Raw genomic sequence first — 11,570 nt, forward strand, 5'->3', positions numbered from 1 at the left:
CTGCTGCCCCCGCCCTATAAGCTGACTGTCATGACAGTAAACAAAGTCGGGCGGCCGAGCAAGGCGCCGGAGCGGATCGCCGAGATTCTCAGGGCGACCGCCGTGGTGGTCGCGCGCGAAGGCCTGGCCAGTACCACTCTGTCGATGGTGGCCGCAGAAGCGGGGCTGCAGCGCACTCTGGTCTTGCACTATTTCGGCACTCGCGACGGTCTGCTGCGGGCGTTCGTCGACGAAGCCGTCGCCGCCTACGGCACCGGAATGCTGCGCGCCGACAGCGATCTGCCGGTGTCACGCCGGATCGAGGCGATGTTCGCGCCAGGCGCCTACCGCAGCCGCGACGATCTGGTCGTATGGAATGAGTTGGTGGCGCTGGCCGCACGCGATCACCAGGTGCGCGACCGGCTGCGCGAACTGTGGACCGGACGGTGGCTGCCCGATCTTGAGCAGCAGCTGGCCGACGAGTACCCCACGGCCCACCGGGAGGCGATCGGCGCTGCCGCGTACGGTTTGGCCTGTCTTTTCGAGGCGCACTGGGCATTTCACCTTCAGGACGTCACCGGTCCCGACCGCGAGGCCCACGGACGGCGCGTCGCGCGCGCGATCCTTGCCGGCCTGTCCGGTCCGATCTGAGTGCCGCGCCGCGACCTAAACTGCGGTCATGGATAGCGCCTCCCGCGATGAATACGAGGCTCCGACCGGCCTGCTGCGCATCGAGGACTGCCTCGATGCCGCCGGCGGCATCGTGCTGCCGCCGGGCACCACCCTGATATCTCTCATCGACCGCAATGTCGACAACGTGGGCGACTCGGTGGCCTACCGGTATCTCGACTACAGCCATTCCGAGGGCGAACCCGTCGAGCTGACGTGGAGCCAACTGGGGGTCCGGCTGCGCGCCGTCGGCGCGCACCTGCAGCGGGTCGCCGAACGCGGTGACCGAGTCGCCATCCTCGCGCCGCAGGGCCTTGACTACGTTGTGGGCTTCTTCGCCGCCATCAAGGCCGGGACGATCGCGGTACCACTGTTCGCCCCGGAGCTACAGGGCCACGCCGAGCGGCTCGAAACCGCGCTCGGCGACGCACAGCCCAGCACGATCCTGACCACCGCGGCCGCCAACACGGCGGTGCAGGACTTCCTGACGAAATTGCCTGCCGGCCGGCGCCCGCAAGTCGTCATCATCGACGAAATCCCCGACGCCGTCGGCGAGGCGTTCGAGCCGGTAACCGTCGACGTCGACGACGTATCGCATCTGCAGTACACCTCGGGTTCGACGCGGCCCCCGGTCGGTGTCGAGATCACCCACCGGGCGGTCGGTACGAACTTGCTGCAGATGATCCTCTCGATCGACTTGCTGAACCGAAACACCCACGGCCTCAGCTGGTTACCGCTCTACCACGACATGGGCCTTTCGATGATCGGTTTCCCGGCCGTCTATGGCGGGCACTCGACGCTGATGTCGCCCACGGCGTTCGTGCGTCGGCCGCAGCGCTGGATTCAGGCGTTGTCGGCGGAGTCGCGGTACGGCCGGGTGATCACCGCGGCGCCGAACTTCGCCTACGAGTGGGCGGCTCAGCGCGGGGTGCCGGACCAGGGCGCGGACGTCGACCTCAGCAACGTGGTGCTCATCATCGGTTCGGAACCGGTCAGCCCCACCGCGATCGCGACGTTCAACAAGGCGTTCGCGCCCTACGGCTTGCCGCCGACCGCGTTCAAACCCTCGTACGGCATCGCCGAGGCCACCCTGTTCGTCTCGACGATCGCTCCCGCCGCGCAGGCATCGGTGGTCTACTTCGACCGCCAGCGACTCGCCGAAGGGCACGCGGTGCCGGTAGCGGCCGACGCGGTCGGTGCGGTTGCCCATGTGTCGTGCGGCCAGGTCGCCCGCAGCCAGTGGGCGGTGATCGTCGATCCTGATCGCGCCGAGGAACTTCCCGACGGCGCCGTGGGGGAGATCTGGCTGCACGGCAACAACATTGGCCGCGGATACTGGGGCCGGCCCGACGAAACACGGAAGACGTTCGGCGCGGTATTGCGTTCCCGACTCTCGACGGGCGGCCACGCCGACGGCTCGCCCCCTGACGCCACCTGGTTGCGCACGGGCGACCTCGGTGTCTACCTCGACCGCGAACTCTATGTCACGGGGCGGATCGCGGATCTGGTGGTGATCGGCGGCCGCAACCACTACCCGCACGACATCGAGGCCACGGTCGCCGATGCGTCGTCGCTGGTGCGTCGCGGCTACGTCGCGGCCTTCTCCGTACCCGCCGACGACGGTGCACAGCTCGTGGTGATCGCCGAACGCGCAGCGGGCACCGGGCGTGCCGACCCCGCCCCGGCGATATCGGCCATCGAAGCCGAGGTCGCCAATCGACACGGGCTGACGGTCCGCGAGGTGCGCTTCCTCCCGGCCGGGGCGATACCGCGCACCACGAGCGGCAAGTTGGCGCGGCGGGCCTGCCGTTCCCAATACCTCGACGGGACGCTGGGCACACACTGACGCGGCGTGTCGCTGCGACCGGCGACTGCTCACAATCGGCGTCCGGCGGGAGTGAAGAGGATGTGACGTGATCCTGTCAGCCGATTCACATTCATGACACAACCGGTTGCCAGACTGGCGCAGCACCTATGTGAGCAGGTCCACCGACCGTGAGCCAGCTGTGCACGTCGGGAGCGATCAGCTTCGCGCACGTATGAGCAGGAAGGACGCTGACCGTGTCGTATGTCAATCCGCCCGAGTTCGTCACGAAGATGATCGATGCCGGCGAGAACAAGGCATTCATGTCCACCCGGGACACCGTGATCCGCGCTTACATGGCCGGTGCGATTCTCGCGCTGGCGGCGGCGTTCGCGGTCACCATCACCGTGCAGACGGGCAATCCGCTGCTCGGCGCGGTGTTGTTCCCGGTCGGCTTCTGCATGCTCTACCTTCTCGGATTCGACCTTCTGACAGGTGTTTTCACCCTCGTTCCGCTCGCGCTGCTGGACAAACGGCGCGGCGTCACCGTGCGCTCGATGCTGCGGAACTGGTCGTTGGTGTTCGTCGGTAACTTCGCCGGCGCGTTCACCGTCGCGGTGATGATGGCCGTCATCCTCACCTACGGATTCACCGTCGACCCGAACGAGGTGGGCCAGCGGCTCGGGGAGATCGGTTCAAGCCGGACGGTCGGTTACGCCGAGCATGGCGCGGCAGGCATGCTGACACTGTTCATTCGCGGGGTGTTGTGCAACTGGATGGTGTCCACCGGCGTCGTGGCCGCGATGATGTCGACCTCGGTGTCGGGCAAGGTGATTGCGATGTGGATGCCCATCATGCTGTTCTTCTACATGGGGTTCGAACACTCCATCGTCAACATGTTCCTGTTCCCGTCCGGTCTGATGCTCGGCGGTGACTTCTCGGTCGCCGACTATCTGATCTGGAACGAGATCCCAACACTGATAGGCAATCTCGTCGGCGGCTTGGCGTTCGTCGGTCTGACCCTCTATGCGACGCATGCCAGGACCGGCAGCGACTGGAACCGGCCTGCGGCGCCCGAGGAGTTCAAGCTCCCCGCTGAAGCCAACGCGTGACTGGGGCATGCTGAGCAGATGACAAGAGACGAGATAACAGCCGAAATCGTCGCGGCCCGGCTGCTCAAGGGGCTCACCTGGCAGGAGTTGGCCGACGCGATCGACAAACCGGTGGTGTGGACGGTCGCCGCGCTGCTCGGCCAGCATCCGGTACCTGCCGAGTGCGGCAAGGTGATCGTCGACATGCTGGGTCTGGACGAATCGGCGATCCCGATTCTCGCGGCGGTACCGATGCGTGGCGGCCTGCCGACGGCAGTACCGACCGATCCGACCATATACCGCTTCTACGAAGCGCTCCAGGTCTACGGCGGTGCGGTCAAGGAACTCATACACGAGCAGTTCGGGGACGGCATCATGAGCGCGATCAACTTCAGTCTCGACGTGCAACGCAAGCCGCACCCCGCCGGCGACCGGGTGGTCGTCACGTTCGACGGCAAGTTCTTGCCATATGACTGGACGGCGGTCGAAAACTGAGCGCGTGCCGCCTCACTCGTTGCGGTAGTCGGCGAGTTGAGCGGTCAGCTCGCGTGCGTAGGAGAGTTGCCGGCTGAGCTTGTCGCACGCTTCGCGCGCACGGGCGTGACATTCGGCCAGGTAGGTAAGGGCCTGTGCGCGTTCGCTTTTCGACGCGGCAGGCGCATGCACCGTTTCGAGGGCGGCGAGCAGTTCGCGCATCTCATCGAGGGTGAAACCGAGTGGTTTCATGCGGCGGATCGCGAGCAGGCGGTCGACGTCGGCGGCCGTGTACAACCGAAAGCCGCCGGCGGACCGAGCCGACGGCGTGACCAGTCCCACCTCGTCGTAATGCCGGATGGTCTTGATCGAGAGCTCGGTGCGTGCCGCCACCTCGCCGATCTGCAGGCGCTCTTCCTTCGGGTCGCCGGTCGTCATGCACTCGGCCTAGTGCGCCGCGGCAAGGCGACCGCTGAGCCTGCGGTGACGTTCGGCGCTGTTGTCATTCATGCCGATGATGGTGACATTCTTTCCCTTGGCCGCGTACTTGGTGGTGATGGCGTCCAGGGTGGCAACGGTCGAGGCATCCCAGATGTGCGCCTCGCTCATGTCGATGACGATGTTCTCCGGATCACCGGCATAGTCGAACTGGTAGACGAGGTCGTTGCTGGAGGCGAAGAACAGCTCACCCTTGACCGCGTAGACCCGGGTGTCCGCGTCTGGGTGAGCCACCTCGACGACATCGGTCAGGTGAGCGACCCGCCGCGCGAACAGCACCATCGCGGCCAGCGTGCCGACCACGACACCGTAGGCGAGATTATGGGTGGCCACGGTCACCGCGACGGTTGCGGCCATGACAGCCGTCTCGCTTTTCGGCATGCGCCGCAAGGTCTTCGGATTGACACTGTGCCAATCCAGCGTCGCGACCGAAACCATGATCATGACTGCGACGAGAGCGGCCATCGGGATCTGGGCGACGATGTCGCCAAGGCCGACGACCAGTCCGAGCAGTAGGGCTCCGGCCAGGAAGGTCGAGATCCGGGTCCGCGCGCCGCACGCCTTGACGTTGATCATGGTCTGGCCGATCATCGCGCAACCGCCCATGCCGCCGAAGAAGCCGGTGACGATGTTGGCCACACCCTGCCCGAGAGCCTCACGGGACTTGTTCGAGTGGGTGTCGGTGATGTCGTCGACCAGCTTTGCGGTCATCAACGATTCCAGGAGTCCAACGACGGCCATGGTCAGCGCGTAGGGCGCGATCACCGCCAATGTGTTCAGGGTGAGCGGTACGTCGGGAAACAACAGCGCAGGCAGGCTCGACGGAAGGTCACCTTCATCGCCGACATTCGGCACCGACCATCCGAATCCCAAGCAGGCGGCGGTCAGCAGGACGATCGCGACGAGTGGCGCCGGAATCACGGTGGTCAGTTTGGGAAGCACCACGATGATCGCGATGCCGACCACGACGAGCGGATACACCAACCAGGGCACGCCGAGAAGGTGCGGCAGCTGCGAGATGAAGATGAGGATCGCAAGTGCGTTGACAAAGCCCACCATGACGCTCCTGGGGACAAACCGCATCAGCTTCGCCACACCGAGGCCGCCGAGCACCAACTGCAGCACGCCGGCGAGGATGACGGCGGCGATGAGGTAGTCGAGCCCGTGACTGTGCACGAGTGGCGCCACGACGAGCGCCACCGCGCCGGTCGCCGCCGAGATCATGGCGGGCCTGCCACCGACGATCGCAATGGTGACGGCCATCGTAAACGACGCGAAAAGGCCGACGCGCGGGTCCACGCCGGCGATGATCGAAAACGAGATCGCCTCGGGAATCAGCGCCAGGGCCACCACGAGCCCGGCAAGCACCTCTGTTCGCAACCGCCGCGGGGTCTTCAAGGCAGACAGCACCGATTGTTCCTCACGCGGGTTCGTCGTCCCGGGCAGCGCCACCACCACAACTCCGTTCTGCCGCTGCGAGCGCAGCGAGATCGATCTCTTGCCAGATAGCGCGTCATTGCGCGAAAGGCGTTTCCCGGGAACGGTTTTCACCGGCCACTCGGCATCCGTGCGACAAACGGCCACAAACTCCTGGTGCCGGACCGCAACTCTACCCAAAGGGGAGAGTTGTACACCAAATCGGCGCCCGCAAACTGTGCGCAAGCGCACACCGCGTGGGGCGCGCTGCTAGCTTGCGGTGGTGGACCTGTTTTCGGAGTCGTGGGCGGCGCTGCGTACGGCGGTGGCCGGCCTCGCGGACGAGGACTTCGCGCGACCATCGGGGTGTGCGGGCTGGCTCGTGCGAGATCTGGTGTGTCATCTGATCATCGACGCGCAGGACATCCTCATCACCCTGGTGACACCGACCGACCGGGAACCGACACGCAACGCGGTGACCTACTGGGAGGTTTCGTCGACACCGCCGTCCGGTGATGATCCGCTCGATGCGGTGACCGTGCGGCTCGCCGCGGCTTACGAAGAGCCGTGGCTGCTCAAGTTCCACCTGGACGACCTCGGCGCGGCTGCGGGGCGCGCGGCGGTGCTCGCCGATCCCGATCTGCGGGTCGGCACGCGCGACGAGGTGTTCGAGGTGGGCGAGTATCTGCGGGCCTACGTCATGGAGTGGACACTGCACCACCTCGATCTCGTGGCGCATCTCCCGGCGGCCGGGCCGCCACCGGCGGCCGGGCTCGCCGAGTCGCGCAGGATGTTGGAGGAGATCGCCGGGGCGCGCTTTCCCGCCTCGTTGTCCGACACGGACGCCTTGCTGGTGGGCACCGGCCGGCGTGCACCGACCGCGACGGAAGTGTCCGCGCTGGGTGAGCTGGCCGCGAGGCTTCCCCTGATCCTCGGTTGAAACCGTGGCTGACGCACCACCTAGCCAGGTGGCGATTCGCGGATGAAGATGACTGAGTACATCGACGGCGACGGTAAGGATGCCCATGTCTACTCATCGAGCGGTTCACGTCCAGTCCACCGGTGGCGACTTGGAACTGGCTGACGCGCAGACCGTTCCGCCCGAACGGGGCCAGGTTCGCGTCGCCGTCGCCGCGTGCGGCGTGTGCGGTACCGACCGCGCCATCGTCAACGGTGGTTTTCCCGGCGTCAGCTTTCCGCTCACGCCCGGTCATGAGATCGCCGGGACCGTCGCCGAAACTGGGCCCGGCGTAGACGAATTCGCGGTGGGGGACCGGGTGGCGATCGGCTGGTTCGGCGGTGCCTGCGGCAAGTGCATCCCGTGCCGCAAGGGGTTGTTCATCCACTGCGAGAACGGACAGATCCCCAGCTTGCATTACCCGGGCGGCTATGCGGAATCGGTGACCGCCCCGGCCAATGCGCTGGCCAGGATCCCCGACGAACTCTCGTTCGCCGAAGCCGCCCCGATGGGCTGTGCCGGCGTGACCACCTACAACGCGCTTCGGCACACGCATGCCCTGCCCGGTGATCTGGTGGCGGTGCTCGGGGTGGGCGGCCTGGGCCACCTCGGCGTGCAGTTCGCCAACGCAATGGGTTTCGACACGGTCGCCATCGCGCGCGGCCGCGACAAGGAAGCCGACGCCCGGGCCCTCGGTGCGCGTCACTACATCGACTCCAGAGCCGAGGACGTCAGTGCGCAGCTGCAAAAGCTCGGTGGTGCCGCGGTGGTGCTGGCGACCGCAGGCAACTCGCAAGCCATGGCCGACACCGTGGGCGGGCTGGCGCCGCGCGGCGAACTGGTCGCCGTCGGCGTTGCGACCGACCCGCTGGCCATCAGTCCGGCGCAACTGATCCAGCCCGCGCTGAGCATTTCCGGGCATCCGTCGGGTACCGCACGCGACGTCGAAGAGACGATGCGCTTCGCGGTGGTGTCGGGCGTGCGCGCGATGATCGAAGAGCGACCGCTCGCGGACGCGGCCGACGCGTACGCCGCCATGGAGGAGGGTCGTGCCCGCTACCGCATGGTGCTGACAACCTGATTGCGACCCTCGGTGATACGCGGATGTCGCGGCATTAGCATCCAACGCATGGCCAAGCTGGAGCTCACTCGCGAACTGCCGATCAGTCCGGAGAGCGCATGGGAACACGCGTCGAATCTCGAGGGGCTCGGCGACTGGTTGGTGATGCATGAGGGCTGGCGTAGTGACGTGCCGACGGAGCTGACTGTCGGCACAACGCTCGTCGGCGTCGCGGGCGCCAAGGGTATGCGCAACCGCGTCACGTGGACGGTGCAGAAGATCGACCCGCCGCAACTGCTCGAAGTCACCGGTAAGGGCGTAGGCGGGACCAAGTACGGACTGAAGATGAAGGTGAAGCCCACGGCGTCGGGATGTGCGTTCGCCGTGACCATCGACTTAGGTGGTCCACCGCTGTTCGGGCCCATCGGATCGGTCGCCGCCCGCGCGGTCAAGGGCGACATCGAGCGCTCGATCAAGCAGTTCGAAACGCTCTACGCCTGAGGGCGGGCGACGACGGGAACGGTTGCCCGGTATCGATCGAAGCGCGCCCGGATTTCGGGTAGTCGGCTACGCGTGCCTGAGCGACGCTGTCTCGATACGGTCGTGGTGGGCTCAGCGGAATCCATTGTGCCCGTTCGAGTCACATGAAGACGAGAAGGGATACGGCCATGGCGCTCAACTATGGTGTGCTACGAGCTCGGCCCGATCGGTTCGTCCGCGAGGATGACGATTCCACCCCGCATCTCCAGATCCGGGCGATCGACGACTCCGGGCAGCCATGGCGTGTCGCGGTCAACGTGCAATCCAACGACGGCAGCGAAGTGGTGTTCTGGGTCGTGGACCCGCTCGTCGGCCATCCCGTCCTGGGCGGTCTGTCCGGCCTGGCGTCGGGCTTCACGGTGCGGCCTGCCACTTCGACAGCGTCACTCGACTACGTGAAGGCGCCGATGTTCGACTTCACGCTTGGTCGTGCCCTTCCGCCCAGTGGCAACGCCAACGCCGATGACCTCCAAGATCTGCTGGTCCTCTACCTCAACCAGTGCAAAGCTGCCACCGGCGAGCTGTACGCATTCGGCGCCAAATTCGACCGCAATCTGAACAAGCCGATCGACGCCGAATTCGGCAACACCGACGGCTTACACGGGATCCACGACATCCACATGAACCAGGGCAACGTCGGCACCCACGCCGGCGACAACGGTGCATTCCACGACGGCGGCCTGCTGCTGGCATTCCCGGACCGAATCGTGGGGCTGTTCTTGGCTTTTCAGACGCAGCGCGTGCCGACCGATGCGGCCGGCGCCGCGGCTCCCGGCGCGCAACCGCTGTCGCGGCTGATCACCGGTCAACCGGGAGTGCCCACACCGGCGGCAGCGGCGCCGGCCTACTTGGAACGGGCCCTGATCAATCCGGCGGGTGCCGATCCCGGTGCGGAATCGATTGTCATCGGCAGTTTTGCGACCACTGCGACGCCGTTGCACGGCTGGCGGATCGTCGACCGCAATGGCCGGGAGACCAAGCTGGATGTCACGCTGGTCGGCGGTACGTCGGCGGTCGTCGTCCTCGACGGCACGGGTGTGCAACTCGGCAACAGCGGCGGCAACCTGCTGCTGGTCGACGATCAGGGCAACCAGGTCGACAGCGTCACCTACTCCGCGGCCGATGCGGCGTCCGTCGACCGGTACGTGCGCTTTCAGCGATGACGTTCGCGCCCAGCAGTTTTCACTGCTAGCCGTCGACGAACGTGACGGTTTCGTCGAGGGGTGCGCGGCCGGTGCGGATGTAGGGGACGGTGGGGTCTTCGTAGCCGATGGACATGCCGCAGAAGAGCATGAGGTTGTCCGGAGGAGACAGCACGTCGGCGACGGTCTGGCGAACTTGCGACCACGCCATCTGGGGGCAGCTGTGCAGTCCTTCGGCGCGCAGCAGCAGCATGACGGTCTGCAGGTACATGCCGGTGTCGGCCCATTGGGCGGGGCCGAGGTTGCGGTCGATGTAGCAGAACAGGGCGGCGGGGGCGCCAAAGCAGTCCCAGTTGGCGATGGCGGCGCGTTGGCGGGCTTCCCAGTCGTCGCGGGCGACGCCGAGGGCGCTGTAGCGTTCTTTGCCGAAGGCGGCGCGGCGGTCGCGGTAGGGCGCGGGCATGTCGTGCGGGTACATGGTGTATTCGCGTTCATCCCAGTCGGCGCCGGTGGCGACGCGTTCGGTGGCGCGTTTCTTGAGTTCGGCCAGGGGTGCGCCGGTGACGACGTAGATGTTCCAGGGTTGGGTGTTGGAGCTTGAGGGTGACCACGCGGCGGCGGTCAGCACCCGTGCCAGCACGTCCTTGGAGACGGGCCGATCGGTGAAACCACGCACCGCCCGCCGAGTCGTAACCGCTTCGTACACGTCCATGCCCGCCTCCAAGGCTCCCCGTAGGGCTGCCCGGCGGTCCCGGGCCGCAGATTCAGCATGAAGCCACGCGACGGACCGTGGACCCTTGAGTGTTCGTGGTCGATGAGCGCTACTGGCGGCGAATGGCGGCCGCTACATCCGCGCGCGTTGCCCGACGCCGGTTGCCAGTTCCCTGTACCGAAATCTGCCACCGGCTTTCGGATCGAGCGGAGGTGTATCCATCCCGCTCCCGTCGCGCAGCCCTTCGAGAAATTCGCGAATGGTGTCGAGCGACGAAATTGTCGGCGTCCAGCCGAGCTCGCTGCGGGCTCGTGCCGTGTCCATGACCGGCAGGCTAAGGGCGAGGTCGACGAGTGTCGGGCTGGCCGGCAGCAGATGAAGATTCCACGCCGCCGCCACGGCCGCCCTGATCGGCGGGATCGGCAACTTGATCGGTCGTGCGCCGAGGATCTCGCCCAGCGTGTGTGCGTCGAGCACTGGCTCGGCCGCGAGGTTGAATGCGCCGTGCACGGGACGGATGAGCGCCAGTCGGTAAGCATGCGCGGCGTCGCGCGAATGCAGCGCCTGCAAGCGAAAGCCCGGCAGGTCGGGGACCACCGGCAACAGCGCCGGGCGGATCAAGCTGGTGGGCACCAACGGACCGCCGAACAGGCGCCGCTGTTCGGTTGCCGCCTCGCGCTTGAAGATGAATCCCGGCCGCATGCGGGCCACGCGGATATCGGCGTGATCACGCTCGTAGCCGTCGAGCACGCGTTCCAGATACGACTTCTCGCGTCCGTACGCAGCAGTGGGAAGCGCATGGGTGGGCCATGATTCGTCGACGCCGACGCCGACGCCGACGCCGACGTCGTCGGGGCCGGGGGAGTACGCACCGACTGAGGACGCGTACACCAACACGGGGACGCCTGCTCGCGCGACCGCGTCGAACACGCGAATGCTGCCGAGGACGTTGTTGCGCCACGTCGCGAGCTCGTCGTGAGTCGGCTGGAAGATCCACGCGAGATGAATCACCGCGTCCGCGCCCGCGAACTGACCGTCGAGGTCATCGCGGGAGACATCCGCTTGAACCCACGTCGTCTTCGGTGGCTGCCAGGTCGGCCGGCGACGCGCGATCCCGACGATCGAGTCCACTTGTTCATCGGCTGCCAGAACCTCGACCACGCTGCTGCCCACATTGCCGGTCGCGCCGACCACCACTACCCGCATCTCGATCACGCTCCGTCATCG

Annotated in this window: 12 protein-coding genes; 8 read left to right on the top strand and 4 right to left on the bottom strand. The window is 66.5% G+C overall.

The genetic code is table 11. The annotated features are described in order from the left end of the window. The first annotated feature begins 30 nt into the window (after positions 1–30). The 4 genes from ACOI2T_RS17035 to cynS all read left to right on the top strand — a co-directional run bounded on the left by ACOI2T_RS17035 (position 31) and on the right by cynS (position 4,038). Positions 31–630 (top strand): TetR/AcrR family transcriptional regulator, encoded by a 600-nt coding sequence (locus ACOI2T_RS17035; protein ID WP_409505772.1) that lies wholly within the window; start codon positions 31–33, stop codon positions 628–630. 28 nt (positions 631–658) lie between these two features. After that, positions 659–2,494 carry a fatty acyl-AMP ligase gene (locus ACOI2T_RS17040; protein WP_409505773.1) on the top strand — a complete coding sequence of 612 codons (1,836 nt, stop codon included), beginning with the start codon at positions 659–661 and terminating at the stop codon, positions 2,492–2,494. 215 nt (positions 2,495–2,709) lie between these two features. Continuing rightward, positions 2,710–3,564, top strand: a complete 855-nt coding sequence (locus ACOI2T_RS17045; RefSeq protein WP_409505774.1) for a formate/nitrite transporter family protein — start codon at positions 2,710–2,712, stop codon at positions 3,562–3,564. Positions 3,565–3,582: 18 nt separating this feature from the next. After that, complete coding sequence (gene cynS, locus ACOI2T_RS17050) at positions 3,583–4,038, top strand: cyanase (protein WP_409505775.1); 456 nt, start codon at positions 3,583–3,585, stop codon at positions 4,036–4,038. 12 nt (positions 4,039–4,050) lie between these two features. Here cynS and ACOI2T_RS17055 read toward each other — a convergent pair whose 3' ends face one another. Both ACOI2T_RS17055 and ACOI2T_RS17060 read right to left on the bottom strand, forming a co-directional pair. After that, a complete protein-coding gene (locus ACOI2T_RS17055) occupies positions 4,051–4,455 on the bottom strand; it encodes a MerR family transcriptional regulator (RefSeq protein ID WP_409505776.1) in 405 nt (134 codons plus the stop codon). Between the two features lie 9 nt (positions 4,456–4,464). Further along, entirely contained in the window at positions 4,465–5,967 is a 1,503-nt protein-coding gene (locus ACOI2T_RS17060) for a SulP family inorganic anion transporter (protein ID WP_409505820.1), read from the bottom strand. A 247-nt stretch (positions 5,968–6,214) separates the two neighbouring features. Between ACOI2T_RS17060 and ACOI2T_RS17065 the strand changes: the two genes are divergently transcribed. The 4 genes from ACOI2T_RS17065 (at position 6,215) to ACOI2T_RS17080 (ending at position 9,652) form a co-directional block, all read left to right on the top strand. Next, entirely contained in the window at positions 6,215–6,871 is a 657-nt protein-coding gene (locus ACOI2T_RS17065; RefSeq protein ID WP_409505777.1) for a maleylpyruvate isomerase N-terminal domain-containing protein, read from the top strand. Between the two features lie 85 nt (positions 6,872–6,956). Next, positions 6,957–7,970, top strand: coding sequence for an alcohol dehydrogenase catalytic domain-containing protein (locus tag ACOI2T_RS17070; protein ID WP_409505778.1), 1,014 nt, complete (start codon positions 6,957–6,959; stop codon positions 7,968–7,970). Positions 7,971–8,018: 48 nt separating this feature from the next. After that, the gene (locus ACOI2T_RS17075; RefSeq protein WP_409505779.1) at positions 8,019–8,450 is read left to right on the top strand and encodes a type II toxin-antitoxin system Rv0910 family toxin; all 432 of its coding nucleotides are present in this window, start codon (positions 8,019–8,021) and stop codon (positions 8,448–8,450) included. A 167-nt stretch (positions 8,451–8,617) separates the two neighbouring features. Then, complete coding sequence (locus ACOI2T_RS17080) at positions 8,618–9,652, top strand: DUF2278 family protein (RefSeq protein WP_409505780.1); 1,035 nt, start codon at positions 8,618–8,620, stop codon at positions 9,650–9,652. Positions 9,653–9,677: 25 nt separating this feature from the next. Here the strand turns inward: ACOI2T_RS17080 and ACOI2T_RS17085 are convergent, their stop codons facing one another. Further along, on the bottom strand, positions 9,678–10,343 hold the full coding sequence (locus tag ACOI2T_RS17085; RefSeq protein ID WP_409505781.1) for a nitroreductase: 666 nt from the start codon (positions 10,341–10,343) through the stop codon (positions 9,678–9,680). Positions 10,344–10,475: 132 nt separating this feature from the next. Next, positions 10,476–11,549, bottom strand: coding sequence for an NAD-dependent epimerase/dehydratase family protein (locus ACOI2T_RS17090; RefSeq protein ID WP_409505782.1), 1,074 nt, complete (start codon positions 11,547–11,549; stop codon positions 10,476–10,478). Between the last annotated feature and the right edge of the window lie 21 nt (positions 11,550–11,570).

It is taken from the genome of Mycolicibacterium wolinskyi str. Jessa 2025, assembly GCF_049241375.1.
GTDB lineage: Bacteria > Actinomycetota > Actinomycetes > Mycobacteriales > Mycobacteriaceae > Mycobacterium > Mycobacterium wolinskyi.